The organism is Duganella sacchari, from assembly GCF_900143065.1.
Taxonomy (GTDB): Bacteria; Pseudomonadota; Gammaproteobacteria; order Burkholderiales; family Burkholderiaceae_D; genus Rugamonas; species Rugamonas sacchari.
Window position 1 is genome coordinate 1 of record NZ_FRCX01000003.1, and the last position, 17359, is coordinate 17359.

At 60.9% G+C, this 17359-nt stretch carries 13 protein-coding genes; 4 read left to right on the forward strand and 9 right to left on the reverse strand.

Annotation, left to right across the window (positions count from 1 at the left end; translation table 11 throughout):
• Positions 1–9: 9 nt before the first annotated feature.
• The 7 genes from BUA36_RS06510 to BUA36_RS06540 all read right to left on the reverse strand — a co-directional run bounded on the left by BUA36_RS06510 (position 10) and on the right by BUA36_RS06540 (position 11367).
• The gene (locus tag BUA36_RS06510) at positions 10–1335 is read right to left on the reverse strand and encodes an IS4 family transposase (protein ID WP_072782653.1); all 1326 of its coding nucleotides are present in this window, start codon (positions 1333–1335) and stop codon (positions 10–12) included.
• Positions 1336–1438: 103 nt separating this feature from the next.
• Positions 1439–1996: a hypothetical protein gene (locus tag BUA36_RS06515; protein WP_072782654.1), complete on the reverse strand. Its 558-nt coding sequence runs from the start codon at positions 1994–1996 to the stop codon at positions 1439–1441.
• Between the two features lie 171 nt (positions 1997–2167).
• Entirely contained in the window at positions 2168–4204 is a 2037-nt protein-coding gene (locus BUA36_RS06520; protein WP_208861868.1) for a M13 family metallopeptidase, read from the reverse strand.
• 95 nt (positions 4205–4299) lie between these two features.
• Positions 4300–6297, reverse strand: a complete 1998-nt coding sequence (locus tag BUA36_RS06525; RefSeq protein WP_208861869.1) for a M13 family metallopeptidase — start codon at positions 6295–6297, stop codon at positions 4300–4302.
• Positions 6298–6422: 125 nt separating this feature from the next.
• Positions 6423–8456: a M13 family metallopeptidase gene (locus tag BUA36_RS06530; RefSeq protein WP_072782657.1), complete on the reverse strand. Its 2034-nt coding sequence runs from the start codon at positions 8454–8456 to the stop codon at positions 6423–6425.
• 15 nt (positions 8457–8471) lie between these two features.
• A complete protein-coding gene (locus BUA36_RS06535) occupies positions 8472–10682 on the reverse strand; it encodes a TonB-dependent receptor plug domain-containing protein (protein ID WP_072782660.1) in 2211 nt (736 codons plus the stop codon).
• A gap of 103 nt (positions 10683–10785) precedes the next feature.
• The gene (locus tag BUA36_RS06540; protein ID WP_072782663.1) at positions 10786–11367 is read right to left on the reverse strand and encodes a hypothetical protein; all 582 of its coding nucleotides are present in this window, start codon (positions 11365–11367) and stop codon (positions 10786–10788) included.
• 344 nt (positions 11368–11711) lie between these two features.
• On the opposite strand from BUA36_RS06540, the gene BUA36_RS06545 reads away from it, so the two are divergent.
• Complete coding sequence (locus BUA36_RS06545) at positions 11712–13157, forward strand: S41 family peptidase (protein ID WP_072782666.1); 1446 nt, start codon at positions 11712–11714, stop codon at positions 13155–13157.
• A gap of 125 nt (positions 13158–13282) precedes the next feature.
• Positions 13283–14404: a beta-ketoacyl-ACP synthase III gene (locus BUA36_RS06550; protein WP_072782669.1), complete on the forward strand. Its 1122-nt coding sequence runs from the start codon at positions 13283–13285 to the stop codon at positions 14402–14404.
• On the opposite strand, the gene BUA36_RS06555 is transcribed toward BUA36_RS06550, so the two are convergent.
• Positions 14401–14919: an FMN-dependent NADH-azoreductase gene (locus tag BUA36_RS06555; protein WP_072782672.1), complete on the reverse strand. Its 519-nt coding sequence runs from the start codon at positions 14917–14919 to the stop codon at positions 14401–14403. The two genes, BUA36_RS06550 and BUA36_RS06555, sit on opposite strands and share 4 nt — an antisense overlap.
• Complete coding sequence (locus tag BUA36_RS06560) at positions 14916–15335, reverse strand: GNAT family N-acetyltransferase (RefSeq protein ID WP_229255629.1); 420 nt, start codon at positions 15333–15335, stop codon at positions 14916–14918. Before BUA36_RS06560 ends, BUA36_RS06555 begins: the two co-directional genes overlap by 4 nt.
• A gap of 79 nt (positions 15336–15414) precedes the next feature.
• On the opposite strand from BUA36_RS06560, the gene pdxR reads away from it, so the two are divergent.
• Positions 15415–16821: a MocR-like pyridoxine biosynthesis transcription factor PdxR gene (gene pdxR, locus BUA36_RS06565; RefSeq protein WP_072782678.1), complete on the forward strand. Its 1407-nt coding sequence runs from the start codon at positions 15415–15417 to the stop codon at positions 16819–16821.
• A gap of 73 nt (positions 16822–16894) precedes the next feature.
• Positions 16895–17344, forward strand: coding sequence for a carboxymuconolactone decarboxylase family protein (locus BUA36_RS06570; protein WP_072782682.1), 450 nt, complete (start codon positions 16895–16897; stop codon positions 17342–17344).
• Positions 17345–17359: the final 15 nt, after the last annotated feature.

The window sequence follows — 17359 nt, forward strand, 5'->3', positions numbered from 1 at the left end:
TAATGCCGTTCAGTTAAGGTCTCGTTTTAAGACTCGTACGGTGTAACGTTTAGGCAGCGCTTTAACGGCCCGATCGTAATGGCGATCGGGCCGTTCTTCATTTAGAAGATCGACGAGCCGTTTGCGTAGGCGCTGAAGTAAAGCCGGTAACTTGCCGTAGGAACGAACAACCGCAGCCCAATGCAGTTCATATTGAATAATGTGGAAGGCACGGATAAAGCTGATTTCGGTCGGATCGCATTTGACTGCGAGTGCCGCCTTGGCCATTTCAAGGCGGACCAAATTGTAAGCAGTCAGTGTCCCCCAGATTTCCTGATATACCCCATCGACTGTTTTGCTGCGCAAGGTTAATGCCTTACCCAGCATGCTTTGCTTCAGTTCCCGGTAACTCGTTTCGATTTGCCAGCGTCGCTTGTAGTAAGCCGCAATATCAGCGCTCGTATAACGCTTACGGTCCAGAAGCGACGTCAGCAAGACATGCTTGCGCGCTTGGCTATCGATCACCGTGATGGCTCGCGCCTGCCAGAACTCAGGCAGGTCAGGCCGTTTCTTCCGTACCTGCTGAGCCAGTCGCAGTTCGATCAGCACGTCATCGGATGGTGGTTCCAGTAATTGCCATTTGGTGTTGGCTTTGGCGGGAATGATGTAATGGCGGTTATTGCCATTGCCAGTCAGGCCGCAGAGGATTTCCGCTGCCATGAAGCCCTTATCGAAGGCTGTCAGTGAGTTATCGGGGATCGACGGCAGGAGCTCTTTTGCATACTGCATTTCATTGCTACCGTAGGGACCGAAGGCGGCGCAGCGAATCAGGTGGGTTGATACGTCCGTCAGCGTAACGGCGCGTACTTGCGGATAACTTGACACTACCTTGGCATAAGCTTGAGCACCGAAATGCTCCCGCTGTTCTGGTGTGTCGGCGGTCTTCAAGGTCGTACCATCGAGTGCGAATAAGCGCAGCCCTTTAAGTTGATACTGCTTCGCGTCTTGCTCACCCCACGCCTTGGCAGACAATTCAAATAGCATCTGCAGCGGCGCTGCCCCCACACGCTGGCGAGCCTGCGCAATGGCGCTCTTGCTCACATAAGGCACTTGCAAATCCGGTAGCGCAAGCTCCAGATCATCAAGCACCTCACTGATCGATTGATGGCGGTACAGTGCCAACGCCACGACCAACCAAACCACTTGCTCAGCAGGCAAACGACGTTGACGGATACTGGCTTTGCCTGTGTACTGGACGGCTTGCTCTATCCACTCAACAGGCAAGTGCTGGCCCAGACGCTCCCAGTTCGGGACATCTTGGGTTTCGGCTAAAAAATGGATCGCGTCATCAAGCATGAACCGAAGGTTAACAGGCCATTCTTACGTTTACAACTCTTCAAAATAAAAATGCCGTTCAGTCTTAACTGAACGGCATCAGGCTTTCAGGCCGGTTTTTTTATCAGCTGCACAAACCGAAGGCTTTACGGTCAGCGAAGTAGCGGTAGGTGAAGGTACGCATCGGATACTTGTGCAGCGCGATCTCGAACGCGGGCGGCGTCAGGTCGAAGCGTTGCGGCAATTTCTCGGTCACGCGCAGGCGCACGCGCCAGATGGTTTCCTCGCCGGTGGCGCCGGCGATCAGCATGTCCGGCACTTTGGGAATCGACTCGACGATTTCGGCCGGTGAATTGGTGGTCCGCTGATAGAAGGTGACCAGCTGCGCCTTGGCCACGACCGGGCCTTTCGGCTGCGTGACCGTATAGTCGCGGGTCTGGAACAGCGCGCGCTCGCCACGCGGCACCAGGTACACAAACGTGAACTCGGCGCCGCCATCCGGCAGCGTCACGGGCGGCGTGGTAGAAACGCTGATCCCGCGCGGCAGCTCGAAGCGCGAGCCTTCCTGCCAGTTGCTGCACTCCGGCGTCTTGGCCATGTACACATCAACCGGCGTGAAAGATTCGCCACAGGCACTCAACAGCAGCGGCAGGATAAGAGGAGCGGAGTAACGCAGGCGCATGAAATCAAACGTCTTGATCGGAAGCCGCTAGTGTAACACCGGGGTCAGTTCTTGCAATCCAACACGAGCTCTGCCGTAGCGGTCACTTACGGCAGAGCTCGTGTTGGATTGCAAGAACTGACCCCGGATTAAAAAAGGCCGCATCGCTGCGGCCTTGGCTTGCTTAGATCATTACCACATGATCACGCGGTCTTTTGGTGCCAGGTACATCTTGTCGCCTGGTTTCACGCCGAAGGCGTCGTAGAAGCCCGGCTGGTTGCGCATCGGGCCGTTGGCGCGGAACTGGCCTGGCGAGTGCGGGTCGGTCTTGATCTGGACGATCTGCTGCGCTTCACGCATTTTCAGACGCCATACCTGGGCGAAGCCCATGTAGAAACGCTGGTCGCCAGTCAGGCCGTCGATAACCGGGGCTTTCTTGCCTTTCAGCGACAGCTTGTAGGCTTTGTACGCAATCGCCACGCCGCTGTTGTCGGCGATGTTTTCGCCCAGGGTCAGTTCGCCGTTGACGTGGTAGCCAGGCAGCGGGCTGAACTGGTTGTACTGCTCGACCAGCATCTTGGTCTTGGCGCCAAACGCTTTGTGGTCGGCGGCGGTCCACCAGTCGCGCAAGTTGCCGTCGCCGTCGTACTGGGCGCCCTGGTCGTCGAAGCCGTGGCTGATTTCGTGGCCGATCACGCCGCCGATGGCGCCGTAGTTGACCGCGTCATCCGCGTCCGCATTGAAGAACGGCGCCTGCAGGATCGCTGCCGGGAACACGATTTCGTTCATTTCCGGGTTGTAGTAGGCGTTGACGGTCTGTGGCGTCATGCCCCATTCGTCGCGGTCAATCGGTTTGCCCAGCTTGTTCAGTTCCTTGTTGTAGTCGAACTGGTGCGAGCGGATCACGTTACCGACCAGGTCGTCCTTGCTGACCACCAGCGCCGAGTAGTCGCGCCATTTGTTCGGGTAGCCGATCTTGGTGGTGAACTTGGCCAGCTTGGCTTGCGCCTGTTTCTTGGTGGCCGGGGTCATCCAGTCCAGCTTGTCGATGCTAGTCTTGTAGGCGGCCAGCAGGTTTTTCACCAGTGCTTCCATGCGGGCTTTACGTTCGGCCGGGAAGTGCTCTTCCACGTACAGCTTGCCGACTACTTCACCCAGCGCGCCTTCGGTCACGCTGACGCCGCGTTTCCAGCGTGGACGCTGTTCGGTCACGCCGCTCAGCACGGTGCCGTAGAACGCGAAATTTTCATCCACGAAGGCTTTGCTCAGGTAAGGCGCATTGGCGCGTACCACTTGCCATTGGAAGTAGGCTTTCAGGGTCTCCAGCGGGGTCGCTTCCAGCAGCGCGGTCATGCCTTTGAGGTAGCTAGGCTGGCTGACGATCACGTAGGTGACTTTGCCGGCCACGCCAGCGTCGGTCAGATAGGCGTTCCAGTCGTAGCCTGGCGCCACCTCGCCCAGCTTGGCGATGTCGACCTTGTTGTAGGCCTTGATCGGGTCACGCAGCTCGACCTTGGTCCATTGCAGCTTGGCCAGTTCTTTTTCGAACTCGACTACCGCGTGGGCGGTGGCGGCGCCGTGGGCGTCACCTGCCAGCGTCAGCATTTTGCCGACGTGCAGTTCATACTTGGCCAGCGCGTCCGCCAGTTTGGCGTCGTCGGCTTTCAGGTAGTAGTCACGGTCCGGCAGGCCCAGGCCGTCCTGGTACAGGTCGGCCACGTATTTGGTCGAATCCTTGTTGTCCTGGTGGATGCCGTAGCCGTACGGTGCGCTCACGCCGATCTGGTTGAAGTGCGAGATCAGTGCCGGCAGCTGTTTCTTGTCGGTGATGGCGGCCACTTTGGCCAGTTCGCCGTTCAGCGGGGTGATGCCCAGCTGTTCCAGCTTGGCTTCGTCCATGAAGCTGTTGTAGAAGTCGCCGATGCGCTGGGCGTCCGGACCGCCGTTCTTGCTGGCGGCGGCGCCTTCGATAATCGCGCGCAGTTGCGGCTGGATGTCATCACGCAGCTTGGCGAAAGAGCCCCAGCTCGATTTGTCGGCCGGGATTTCGGTCGCGGCCAGCCATTTGCCGTTCATGTGGGTGAACAGGTCGTCCTGCACACGGACCGACGGGTCGATGTATTCCACGGCGATGCCGGAGGCTGGCTTGCTTGCTACTTTCGCGCTGGTAGGAGCGGCGCTTTTGGCGCTATCCGCTGCGCCTGCCAGGCCTGCGATCAGGCTCAGCATCAATGCACTTACGAGATGACGTTTCACGGGATTTTCCTTCTAAATTAAGTGAAGGCCCATTGCTCTGATGGGCCGTACGGCTTTATATCACAGCATTACCACATAATGACACGGTCTTTAGGCGGCAAATACAACTTATCTCCGGCTTTAACGCCGAAAGCCTCGTAAAAACCTGGCTGGTTACGCACCGTGCCATTGGCGCGGAACTGGTCCGGCGAATGCGGGTCGACTTTGAGATAAACGATTTGCTGCGCATCGCGGATCTTGCTGCGCCAGACCTGGCCAAAGCCCATGTAAAAACGCTGCTGGCCCGTCAAACCATCAATCACCGGCGCCGGTTGACCATTCAGCGACAGCAGGTAAGCCTTGTAGGCAATCGCCGCGCCGCTGTTGTCGGCGATGTTTTCGCCCAGGGTCAGCTCGCCGTTGACGTGGTAGCCCTTGACCGGGCTGTAGGCGTTGTACTGCTTGACCAGCATCTTGGTCTTGGCTGCAAAGTTCTTGTGGTCGGCCTTGGTCCACCAGTCGCGCAGGTTGCCGTCGCCGTCGTACTGCGCGCCCTGGTCGTCGAAGCCGTGGCTGATTTCGTGGCCGATCACCGCGCCGATGGCGCCATAGTTGACCGCATCATCGGCGTCGGCATTGAAGAACGGCGGCTGCAAGATCACTGCCGGGAACACGATCTCGTTCATCTCCGGGTTGTAATAGGCATTGACGGTCTGCGGCGTCATGCCCCATTCATCGCGGTCGATCGGCTTGCCCAGCTTGTTGACTTCCTTGGCGTACTCAAACGCGCGCGAACGCAGCCGGTTGCCCACCAGGTCGTCCTTGACCACCACCAGCGCCGAGTAATCACGCCACTTGTTCGGATAGCCGATCTTGGTGGTGAACTTGGCCAGCTTGGCTTGCGCCTGCTGCCTGGTTTCCGACCCCATCCAGTCCAGCGTGTCGATGCTTTGCCCAAACGCGGCCAGCAGATTCTTCACCAGCGCTTCCATGCGCGCCTTGCGCTCGGCCGGGAAGTATTGCTCAACGTAGAGCTTGCCCAACGCTTCGCCCAGCGCGCTGTCGGTGGAGTTGACGGCCCGCTTCCAGCGCGGCTCCTGCTCGTCCACACCGCTCAGCACCTTGCCGTAGAAGGCGAAATTCTCTTGCGCGAAATCCTTGGACAGATAAGCAGCGTTACCGTGCAATACCTGCCATTGGAAGTACACCTTCCAGGTCGCCAGCGGCACTTTGTTGAGCACCTGGTTGAAGCCGGTGATGTAGCTCGGCTGGCTGACAATCACGTAATCGACCTTGCCGCCGATGCCGGTCTCGTTGAGCCACGTGGTCCAGTCGTAACCGGGCGCCAGCCTGGACAGCTGGGCCAGCGGCACCTTGTTGTAAGCCTTGACCGGATCGCGTAACTGCACCTGCGTCCACTGCACCTTGGCCAGCTCGGTTTCCAGCGCAACGATGGCTTTGGCGTCCGCCGCCGGATTGGGGTTGCCGGCCATGCCCAGCATTTTGGCGACGTGCAGCTCGAACTTGGCCAGCGCATCGGCCAGCTTCTTGTCCGACTTCTTGAGGTAGTAATCACGGTCCGGCAGGCTCAGGCCTTCCTGCACGATGTCGGCCACGTACTTGGTCGAATCCTTGTTGTCCTGATGAATGGTAAAGGCGTACGGCGCGATGTAATAGCGGTTGAAGTGGGCAATCAGCGCCGGGATCTGCTGTTTGTCACTGAGCGCGGCGACGCGGTCGAAATCGGCCTTCAGCGGCGACAGGCGCAACTCCTCCAGCCTGGCTTCATCCATATAGCTGGCGAAGAAATCGCCGATGCGCTGGGCGTCCGTGCCGGGCTGCTTGTTGGGGTCGGCCGCGGCCGCTTCGATGATGGCGCGCAGCTGCGGCTTGGTGTCATCGTCGAGCTTTTCAAACGAGCCCCAGCTCGACTTGTCGGACGGGATGTCCGTGCGCGCCAGCCATTTGCCGTTGAGGTTTTTAAAGAAATCGTCCTGCGGGCGGACGCTCGTGTCGATGTTGGCCACATCCACGCCCGAGGTTTTAGGTGCTGCATGGACGCCAGCCGAGGCCAGCAGCGCCAGCATCAGGGCGCTGAGCAAATGTGCTTTCAAGACTATATCTCCGATATATGTATAGGCAAGTCTTGCAACCATAACAAAAAAGCCACGCCAGGTCACCCCGGGTGGCTTTTTTTACGCGGGAAAAACGCTTACCAGATAATCACACGCTGTTCGGGCGCAACATACAGCTTGTCGCCCTGCTTGACGCCAAACGCCTCATAGAAGCCCGGCTGGTTGACCACCGGACCGTTGGTGCGGAACTGGCCCGGCGAATGCGGATCGGTCTTGATCTGCAGGATCTGCTGGTTCTCGCGCATCTTCACGCGCCAGATCTGGCCAAAGCCCATGTAGAAGCGCTGCTCGCCCGTGAAGCCGTCGATCACCGGCGCCGGCTTGCCGCCCAGCGACAGCAGATAAGCCTTGTAAGCGATGGCCACGCCGCTGTTGTCGGCGATGTTTTCGCCCAGCGTCAGTTCGCCATTGACGTGGTAGCCAGGCAGCGGGCTAAAGCTGTTGTACTGCTGGACCAGCGCGTCGGCCTTGGTCTTGAAGTTGGCGCGGTCTTCCTTGCTCCACCAGTCGCGCAGGTTGCCGTCGCCATCGGACTGGCTGCCCTTGTCGTCGAAGCCATGGCTGATCTCGTGGCCGATCACGGCGCCAATTGCGCCATAGTTCACCGCATCGTCGGCGCGCGCGTCAAAGAACGGCGGCTGCAGGATCGCGGCCGGGAACACAATCTCGTTCATGGTCGAGTTGTAGTAGGCGTTGATGGTTTGCGGCGTCATGCCCCACTCTTCGCGGTCGACCGGCTTGCCCAGCTTGTTGATCATGCGCTGGTACTGGAAGTTGGACGAACGCAGCACGTTGCCCACCAGATCGTTCTTGATGATGGTCAGCGACGAATAATCGCGCCACTTGGCCGGATAGCCGATCTTCGGCGTGAACTTGGCCAGCTTGGCCTGCGCTTCGATCCTGGTGGCCGGGCTCATCCAGTCCAGGCTGTCGATGCTGGTCTTGTAGGCGGCCAGCAGGTTCTTCACCAGCGCATCCATGCGCGCCTTGCGCTCCGGCGGGAAGTGCTCGGCCACATACAGCTTGCCCAGCGCTTCGCCCAGGCTGCCTTCCACCAGCGACACCGCATCCTTCCAACGCGGACGCTTGACGGCCACACCGGTCAGCACCGTGCTGTAGAAATCAAAGTGCGCGTCGGCGAAATCGCTGGACAGGTAAGGCGAGGCTTCCTGCAGTAGCTGCCATTGGAAGTAAGCCTTCCAGGTCGGCAGGTCGGTCTTGTCCAGCACGGCATTGAAGCCGCTCAGGAACGACGGCTGGCGCACGATCACGTCGCTGATCTTGTTGCCCACGCCCGCTGCGGCCAGCGCATGGCCCCAGTCGTAGCCGGGCGCCAGTTCGGCCAGCTGCTTGACCGGCATCTTGTTGTAGGTCTTGACCGGATCGCGGTTCTCGACCTTGGTCCATTGCGCTTCCGCCAGGGCGGTTTCCAGCGCGACGATTTTTTTGGCGTTGGCAGCGGCTTCGTGGTCGCCGGCCAGGCCAAGGATCTTGGCAATGTGCAGCTCATACTTGGCCAGTGCACTGGCCATCTTCGGATCGTCTTTTTTCAGGTAGTAGTCACGGTCCGGCAAGCCCAGGCCGCTCTGGCCGATATACACCGCATACCTGGTCGACGCGCGCGCATCCTGGCGCACGCTGACGCTGTACGGCGTGGTAATGCCGATCTGGCCCAGATGGGCGATCAGCATGGGCAGGCCTTTCTTGTCCTTGAGCGCGCGGATGCGGTTCAGCTCGCCGGTGACGGGGCGGAAGCCCAGCTCGTCGAGCTTCTTCTCGTCCATGAAGCTGGCGTACAGGTCGGCGATTTTCTGCGGTTCGCTGCCGGCTTTCTTGCCCTTCTCCGCTTCCGCCTTTTCGATCAGCTCGCGCAGCTGCGGCAAGGTGTCGTCGCGCAGCTTGGCAAACGTGCCCCAGCTGGCTTTGTCCGATGGAATCTCGGTGGTCTTCAGCCAGCTGCCGTTCAGGTAGGTGAAGAAGTCATCTTGTGGACGCACGCTGGTGTCCATATTGGGAATTTCGATGCCGGAGATCGGTGCGGCAGGCTCCGCAGCGGTGGCAAAGGCAGTGACGAGGCTCAGGGTCAGTGCACTCAGCAGAAGTGGTTTCACAGCTTGTCCTTATGGTTAGAACTTCATTTCATATTTGACGCTCCAGACCGTGTAAGTCTGGTTGATCGTGTTGGCCAGTTGTGTCAGGCCATTGCCGGTCACCGTATTGGCGCCGACGGCGTCCTCTGCCGCCAGATTGTTGGCGGAAATGCGCAGCTGATTGCGGGCGTTGAACTTCCACAAGGCATAGGCATCCAGTGAACGCTTGCGGCTAGTGTAAACCAGCTGCGACAGACTGCTCTGGATCAGTGTCTCCGGCGTCCAGTTCAGGCTGCCGCCCAAGGTCAGCGGCACAGCCTTCATGCGGTAGTCCAGGCCGACGTTGGCGGTCTGTTTGGGCTGCGCATCCAGCCGGTTGTTGGGGCCGGGGATGTCGTCCACGCTGGACCAGAAATGGCTGTAGTTGGAGCGGAAATCAATCGCCGGCGCGTCCGCCACCAATTCCTGCAGCTGGAACTTGGCCTCCAGTTCGATGCCCTTGGTGCGCGCGTGACCGATATTGCGCGGCGTCGATACCCAGCGCGGTCCGATGCTGGTCTGCTGCTGCGAGATATCGCGCCGTATCAGGTCATCGATGTCGCGGATGAAGCCGCTCACGCTGACGATGCCCGCGCGGCCCAGGTAATGCTCGTAGGCGAGGTCCAGCCCGGTCGCCAGTTCCGGCTTCAGGTTGGGATTGCCGGTGCGGTCCGGACGTGACGGCGAGTTCAGCCGCGACAGCGACGGCAAGGCAATCAGGTCCTGGATATTGGCCGCCTTGTAGCTCTTGGTCAGGCTGGCGCGGACCTGGTCTTTCTGGCTGCCGGGAATGCGGTACACGGCATGCAGCAGAGGGCTCAGCACGCTGCTGGTATTGCTGATGTCGCCGGCCGCATTGCTGCTGGTGGTGCGGATGCCTTCCCAGCGCACACCGGCATAGCCCGACCATTGCGAGGAGATATCCCACTCATCCTGCACGAACGCCGCCAGGCGGCGCGTATTGGCAGTGAGGTTGTCGCCCGAGCCGTCAAACTGAGCCTTGCCGTCCTTGTCGAGCGAGGTCTTGGTTTCCTCGCGGTGACCCAGCTCGATGTCCCAGCCGGCCGCCAGCGCATGCTGCCGACCGATCGGCGTGCTGTACTTGCCGCCGCTGTTGGCGCTGCGGTCGCGCACGCTGGCGGTATCGACGTAGCGGTTGAGGAAAACGCCTGCCGCATCGTACTGGTAGCGCACCGAGTCGTTGTCGCTGTGGCCGGCGCCGAAGCCGAACTTGACGTCCAGCTTGGACGCGCCTTGCAGTTTGTGCACCCAGTTGCCGAAGCCGCGCAGGAAGGTGGATTCGGAATGCGTACTGGTCAGTGCCAGGTTGTATTCAGGCGGTTGCAGGCCGGCATTCTGCAGCAGGTCGCTGCGCGCGTTGCCGTCGCTGCGGTTGACCATCACAAAAGGCTGGAAGTTCAGCGTGTCGCCGCTGTCAAATTTATAGGACAGGCGCGGCGTCAGATGCAGGCCGCGCGTTTCGCGCGTGGTCTGGTCGTGGACGCTCTCGTCCTCCACCGTCACGCCATCGTCGCGCGTATCGAGGTTGTGCGTTTCGCTCTGGTCGTGCTGGTGGTTTTCAAACACCGAGCCGGTCAGCAGCCAGGTCAGGTTGCCGGTCTTGCCCGGCACTGTCAGCGAGAGATTCGGCGCATGGCGGCCCTGCTCGACCGTATCCGTGAGCTTGAGCTGGTTGTCGCGCTGCAGGTAGCCGTCACGCAGGATGATGTTGATGGTGCCGGCAATGGCGCGTGTGCTGTGTTCCGCCACCGGGCCGCGCATGATCTCGATGCGTTCCACCTGGTCCGGCGACAGCGACTCCATCGAGAAGCCGACCGGCGGACGTTCGCCGTTCAGCAGGATCTGTGTATAGCCACTGCCCATGCCGCGCATCCGCACGTCGCCGCCACGGCCGGGGCGTCCGCCGATGGTCACGCCCGGCAGGCGCTTGAGCACATCGCCCAGGTTGCTGTCGCCATTGCGATCGAGCTCCTCGCGGCCATAGACCTGCTTGCCCGCCACCGAGTTGCGGCGTTCGTCCATATCGCTGGCGCGCCCGCCGCTGATGGTGACTTGCTGGATCTGCTTGCCGTCCGCAGCGGCTTTGACCGCCGGCTGCGGCGCATCCGCCGCCGCGTTGGAAGTCTGCGCGCCAGCGTCAGCCGCGCCCAGCATGGCCAGCCAGGCGAGGGAGAATAATTTGCTCATGATCGTGTGGGTGGAATTCTTGCGGGAATTCTACCGTCAGCGCGGGCCGCAAATCCGCTTGCAGCCTGCTTTTTACTTTACGATACACAAGCCAGGGCTGCTGCTAGCTGCCACCGCCCGGCAGGCTGATATTGGCGCCGCCCGGTCCTTTCATGCTGGCGCCGCCGCGACGGCCACCGCTGCGATGCTCGCCGCCCTCTTCCTTGTGCTCTGGACGGGCGCCGCCGCCATTGTCCTGCGCGCGCTGCAATTGTTCGCTAATCAGCTGCACCACCATCTGGCGCTGGCTTTCCGTCAAGGCATCGTTGACAGTCAGCCACCATTCGCGCAGCTGCCTTTCCTCGCTGGCGCCGAGTGTGGTCTCTTCGTCTATCGCCTTGCTCAGATCGCGCAACTCGGCAGTAGCGCTTTGGGCGCCGGCCAAGGTGGCCTCCTGCAGGCGCTCGCGGCGCGCCTTACGTTCGCGCAGCAGGTTGCGGGTTTTAGTTTCTGTCTGCGACCACAGCGTTTGCTGGTTGGCGTTCAGGTTCAGCGACTTCTTCAGTTCGGCGGCCATCGGCAGATAGTCGTCCGCGCGCATGTCCATCACCGGTGTCGCCAAGGCGGACGACAACATTGCCGACAAGGCCAGCGTAGCACTCAGGCGGCACAGGGCCAGGGAGGAGGAACGTGACAACAATCGCATGCAAGACTCCGTAGATAAAAAAAAGCCTGCGCTTGGGGCGCAGGCGAAAACCACTTCAGGGTAGAGAGAAATACGAGCTCAGTGTAGGTCGCGGTTTTTGCTGTTACAGGGCTTCTTACAATTATTTACTGTCGTGAACGTTAGGGATACACAGCGTACAAAACAGCAAACTTGGTCTTTCGCCAAGCGGGCATTGGTGCGCTTTAAAAGTCAACGGAAAGCGTTGTAAATCCTCGTAAAGGTATAAATCATTTCGTGATGGCTACTACGTTTGCTCGAAATCAGGTTTATACTCATTTCATGCAGGCTGCAACTCCGCAGCGGCTAGCTTTGACAGGTGAAACATGGGCAAGAAATTAAAGAATTCCGGTCTGGTCGGACTGGGTGTGGTAGCTGGCGTGGCCATCTCCCTGCAATTCTCCGCAATGGCGCAAAAGCCCGCGGACCCGCCGTTGCCACTGGAAGAGTTGCGCCAGCTGGCCGACGTCTTCGGTCTCATCAAGTCCGATTACGTCGAGCCGGTCGAAGACAAAAAGCTGCTGACCGAGGCCATCTCGGGCATGGTGGCCTCGCTGGATCCGCACTCCGCCTACCTGGACAAGAAAGCCTACGCCGAACTGCGCGAAGGTTCGCAGGGCAAGTTCGTCGGCCTCGGCATCGAGATCGGCCAGAGCGAAGATGGCTACATCAAGATCGTGGCGCCAATTGAAGATTCGCCAGCCTGGCGTGCCGGCATCAAGCCGGGCGACCTGATCAGCCGCCTCGACAACACGCCCGTCAAAGGCCTGTCGCTGGACGACTCCATCAAGAAGATGCGCGGCGAGCCCAACAGCAGAGTCAGCCTGACCGTGCTGCGCAAGGGCGAAGCCGAGCCGCTGGTGTTCAACATCACGCGCGAAGAAATTCACCAGAAGAGCGTAAAAGGCAAGATGATCGAACCGGGCTACGCCTGGCTGCGCATTTCGCAATTCCAGGAGCCGACCGTCGATGACATGGCTGCCAAGATTGCTGAATTGTACAAACAGGACCCGAACATCAAGGGCCTGATACTGGACCTGCGCAATGATCCGGGCGGCGTGCTGCAGGGCGCGATTGGCGTCGCTGCCGCGTTCCTGCCAAAGGACTCGCCGATTGTGTCCACCAACGGCCAGTTGCCGGACCAGAAACAGATCTTCTACGGCCGTCCCGAATACTACGCCCTGCGCAACGAGACTGATGCACTGGCCAAGCTGCCAACCGCCCTCAAGCGCGTGCCGATGGTGGTGCTGGTCAACACCGGTTCCGCCTCGGCCTCCGAAATCGTCGCCGGCGCGCTGCAGGACTACAAGCGCGCCGACATCATCGGCACCCAGACCTTTGGCAAGGGTTCGGTACAAACCATCCGCCAGCTGACCGCCGACACCGCCGTCAAGCTGACCACCGCGCGCTACTACACGCCAAATGGCCGCTCGATCCAGGCCAAGGGCATCACGCCGGACGTGGCAGTGGATGAATACGCTGACGGCGATGGCCTGAACGCACTGCGCACGCGCGAAGCGGACCTGGACAAGCATCTGGTCAACGACCGCGAGGCGGAAGGCGAAAAAAGCAAACGCGATGAGCTGGAAGAACAGCTGCGCATCGTCGCGCTGGAGAAAAAGCGCAAGCCACTGGATTACGGCAGCGGCGAAGACTTCCAGCTGCAGCAGGCGATCAACCACCTGAAAGGCCTGCCGGTACAAACTGCCAAGCCTGCCACCACGGTGGTTTCGGCCGACGCCGGCCTGAAAAAAGACCTGGCTAAAAAATAAGCAGCTCGCCTCACACAACGGCGGCGCCTCAAGGGCGCCGCTTTTATTTTCGCGTATCGTGTAGGCATTGTGTAGAATTTGCCTCATTATTGGCGACTGCCATTGCTTAATTTGAAAGTTTAATCATGAAACAAGCCGTCATCAGCGGTACCGGCCTCTACACTCCAGCACAATCGATTACCAACGAAGAGCTGGTGACCTGCTTCAATGCCTACGTCGAACAGTTCAACGCGGACAACGCCGGCGCCATCGCCGAAGGCACGGTCACGGCGCTGGAACCATCGAGCGTGGCCTTCATCGAGAAAGCGTCCGGCATCAAGTCGCGCTACGTGATGGAGAAAGCCGGCATCCTGGATCCGAAGCGCATGGTGTCGCACATCCCGGAACGCGCCGACGACGAACTGTCGCTGCAGGCAGAGATCTGCGTGGCGGCCGCCCAGCAGGCCATGGACCGCGCCGGCAAAACCGCAGCCGATATCGACATGGTGCTGGTGGCGTGCTCCAACATGCAGCGCGGCTACCCGGCCATGGCCGTGGAAGTGCAGGAAGCGCTGGGCATCGTCGGCTACGGCTTCGACATGAACGTAGCCTGCTCGTCGGCCACCTTCGGCATCCAGCAAGCCGTGGCAGCGGTGCAAAGCGGCCAGGCGCGCGCGGTGCTGGTGCTGAATCCGGAAATCACCTCGGGCCACCTGAACTGGCGCGACCGCGACAGCCACTTCATCTTTGGCGATGCCTGCACCGCCATCATCGTGGAAGGGGCCGACACCGCCAAGGGCGCGCACCGCTGGGAAATCCTGGACACCAAACTGAAGACCAGCTTCTCCAACAACATCCGCAACAATTTCGGCTTCCTGAACCGCTTCGACGAAGCCGGCATCGGCCAGCCGGACAAGCTGTTCCGCCAGCAGGGCCGCAAGGTGTTCAAGGACGTGTGCCCGATGGCCGCGGAAATGATCAAGGACACCGTGACCAATGCCGGTCTGGAAGTGCCGCAGATCAGCCGCTTCTGGCTGCACCAGGCCAACCTGAACATGAACCTGCTGATCAGCCGCATGGTGCTGGGCCGCGACGCCGAACCGCAGGAAGCCCCGGTAATCCTGGACGAATACGCCAACACCTCGTCGGCCGGTTCCATCATCGCCTTCCACAAACATTCGGAAGACATGACCCCAGGCCAGCTGGGCGTGATCTGCTCCTTCGGCGCCGGCTACTCGATCGGCGCGGTGGTGGTGAAGCGCCTCTAAACGAAGCGCAGGTCTTTCAGGCCAATGGTCGGCAGGATGGCGCGCAGGTAGGGTTCGAGGAAATCAGGCTGGCGCGCACGCGCGCCGCCCATGCTGACGGCGATGTACACGGGACGGTCAGGCAGCGTGCCGACCTTGCCTTCCGACGTCGCGTTAAAGGTCACGCCGATCCGCACCACGTGGTCCAGCCACGCCTTCAGTGCGGACGGCACGGTGAAGTTGTGCATCGGCGTGGCGATCACCACGGCATCCGCCGCCTTCAATTCCTCGATCAGCAAGTCCGACCACGCCAGCGAAGAGCGGCCTTGCGCATGCGGCGCACCACCCGGCAGCCGCGCCAGCGTGTTGGAATACAGGCTGTCCACATGCGGCAGCGGCTCGGCGTGCAAATCGCGCAGCACCACGCGCGCATCGGGATAGCGCCCGCGCAGCTCGGCAATCGCCTGCTGCGACAGGCGGTAGCTGGACGACTCCTCACCACGCGCACTGGCGCAGATGTGCAAAATCTTCTTCATGCCAACACCTTCCCGAATCGCATCGAACCCGGCAGCAAGCCTTCGCGGAAGTAGAAGCGCTGCGCCTGCACATTGGTGAAGGCGGTATCGAGCACCAGCCGCGCGCAGCGGGCCTCCTGCGCGAACACCGTCAGCTTCCCGAGCAGCAGCGCGCCCCAGCGATGGCTGCGATGCTGCTCCGCCGTCACCAGATCATCCACATACAGGAAGCGGCCGTACACCGTGTTCTCCTGACAGCGGTAGCCTGCCAGCGCCACCACCGCGTCACCCTCCAACACCGCCAGGATACGGTAGTTCTGTTCATACTGGCGCAGCACCTGCGCCACAAACGCATCTTCCGATTGCAGGTGCGGGCGCAGCTCTTTCATCACCGGATAGCAGGCGCGCAGCTCCTGTTCGGTCTCGACGATCTTCATGGCATGTCCTTTCAAAACGCTATCGTAGGCTGCCAATGGCATAATCCATAGAGCCAAGAAATGACAAATGGAATAGACCATGGATTTCCTCCAGCTGGATACCAGCGCATCGGAACCACTGTACCGCCAGATTTATACCCGCTTCCGCAGCGCCATCGCCGAGGGCCTGCTGCAACCGGGTGACCGTATTCCCGCCGCGCGCGCACTGGCGCTGGAACTGGGCCTGGCGCGCGGCACCGTGGAATCCGCCTACGCGCTGCTGACGGCGGAAGGCTACGTCGAAGCGCGCGGCCAGGCCGGCACCGTCGTCACGCCCGCCCTGGCCCGCCACGCGCCGGTGGCGCCCACGCCGCGCCCGGCCGAAGTCCGCACGAATCTGGGTGATGCAGCGTCCACCACGCGGCCATTCCAGATGGGCATACCGGCGCTGGATGTTTTCCCGCGCAAGGTATGGGCACGCCTGGCCGCACGCGCCGTACGCGCCACCCAGCCGGAAGACATGATCTACCCGCCATGGGCCGGTCTGCCCGAACTGCGCACCGCCATCGCCACCTATCTGCAGCTGTCGCGCGGCATCGACTGCACGCCATCGCAGGTATTCATCACCAATGGCTACCGCAACTCCATGGAGCTGATCGCGCGCGCCTTGCTCAAGCCCGGCGATGCCGTGTGGGTGGAGGACCCCGGCTATCCGCCCACCAGCGCGCTGCTGACCGAAGCGGGCCTGTGCCCGGCCCCGGTATCGGTGGACGGCGAAGGCCTGATGGTGTCGCATGGCGTCGCCACCGCGCCCAATGCCAAAGCCGCCGTAGTCACGCCCGCGCATCAAAGCCCGCTGTGCGTCTCGCTGTCGCTGCCGCGCCGGCTGGCGTTGCTGGACTGGGCATCCCGGTCTGGCGCATGGATCGTGGAGGACGACTACGACGGCGAATACCGCTACGTCAGCCGTCCGCTGCCAGCGCTGCAAAGTCTGGACCGCGATGGCCGCGTGCTCTACTCCGGCACCTTCAGCAAGGTACTGTTCCCGGCGATACGGCTGGCCTATCTGGTGGTGCCGCCAGCGCAGGTGGAGCGCTTCGAGGAAATCACCCGCACCTTCGCGGCAGCCGGTCCGACGCTGATGCAGAAAATCGTCGCCGACTTTATGAACGAGGGCCATTTCGCCCGCCACATCCAGCGCATGCGGCGCCTGTATGCGGAGCGCCGCGAGCTGACTGCCGATGGCCTGTCGTCAGTACTGGGCAAGCATATGCAGGTTGATCCCCAGCCTGGCGGCATGCACCTGGTGTTGCGCATGAAGGGCTATCACACCGACCGTGCGCTGGCCGCGCGCATGCGCGAAGACGGCATGTCGGCACTGGCGCTGTCCGAACGCGGCGTGCTGCCGCACGGCGCATCGGCGCTGCTGCTCGCGTTTACCAACATTGACACAAAGGCACGGGCGCAGGCGCTGGGCAGGCGCATCCTCATGGCCTACTCCAAATGACTATTCATGGCTCTTCCTGGGTAGGCCATGCAGGCGCACAATGACTCCATCGTAATCAACCGAGGAAGTCATCATGAGCAAGCGTCTGGAAGTATTCAAATTTGCGCCACAAGCCTACAAAGGTTTCGGCATGGTCAAAGAGTATGTGTCGGCAGCCCTGCCGGCCGAGTTGCTGGAACTGGTCTATCTGCGCGTCTCGCAGATCAACGGCTGCGCCTATTGTATTGATATGCACACCCGCGACCTGCTGAAGCAAGGCGTCAGGATCGACAAGGTGGCGCTGGTGCCGGTGTGGGAAGAAGCGGAAGCCCTGTTCTCCGACAAGGAACGCGCCGCGCTGGCATGGGCGGAAGTCGTCACCCGTGTCGAGCAAAGCAAGGTACCGGACGCCGACTATCAAAAAGCCCTGTCGGTACTGAGCGAGCAGGAAATGGCCGATGTCACCGTGGCGGTGGCGCTCATGAACGCCTTCAACCGCTTCGGCGTCTCCATGCGTATGCAGCCGGCCGCGTTGTCGCTTTAAGCAAGTTTAAGGTAG

Excerpts from the sequence above, each read along its gene's own strand:
- BUA36_RS06510 (WP_072782653.1), bottom strand. The coding sequence starts at position 1,335 with ATGCTTGATGACGCGATCCATTTTTTAGCCGAAACCCAAGATGTCCCG.
- BUA36_RS06515 (WP_072782654.1), bottom strand. The coding sequence starts at position 1,996 with ATGCGCCTGCGTTACTCCGCTCCTCTTATCCTGCCGCTGCTGTTGAGT.
- BUA36_RS06520 (WP_208861868.1), bottom strand. The coding sequence starts at position 4,204 with ATGCTGAGCCTGATCGCAGGCCTGGCAGGCGCAGCGGATAGCGCCAAA.
- BUA36_RS06525 (WP_208861869.1), bottom strand. The coding sequence starts at position 6,297 with ATGCTGGCGCTGCTGGCCTCGGCTGGCGTCCATGCAGCACCTAAAACC.
- BUA36_RS06535 (WP_072782660.1), bottom strand. The coding sequence starts at position 10,682 with ATGAGCAAATTATTCTCCCTCGCCTGGCTGGCCATGCTGGGCGCGGCT.
- BUA36_RS06540 (WP_072782663.1), bottom strand. The coding sequence starts at position 11,367 with ATGCGATTGTTGTCACGTTCCTCCTCCCTGGCCCTGTGCCGCCTGAGT.
- BUA36_RS06545 (WP_072782666.1), top strand. The coding sequence starts at position 11,712 with ATGGGCAAGAAATTAAAGAATTCCGGTCTGGTCGGACTGGGTGTGGTA.
- BUA36_RS06550 (WP_072782669.1), top strand. The coding sequence starts at position 13,283 with ATGAAACAAGCCGTCATCAGCGGTACCGGCCTCTACACTCCAGCACAA.
- BUA36_RS06555 (WP_072782672.1), bottom strand. The coding sequence starts at position 14,919 with ATGAAGAAGATTTTGCACATCTGCGCCAGTGCGCGTGGTGAGGAGTCG.
- BUA36_RS06560 (WP_229255629.1), bottom strand. The coding sequence starts at position 15,335 with ATGAAGATCGTCGAGACCGAACAGGAGCTGCGCGCCTGCTATCCGGTG.
- pdxR (WP_072782678.1), top strand. The coding sequence starts at position 15,415 with ATGGATTTCCTCCAGCTGGATACCAGCGCATCGGAACCACTGTACCGC.
- BUA36_RS06570 (WP_072782682.1), top strand. The coding sequence starts at position 16,895 with ATGAGCAAGCGTCTGGAAGTATTCAAATTTGCGCCACAAGCCTACAAA.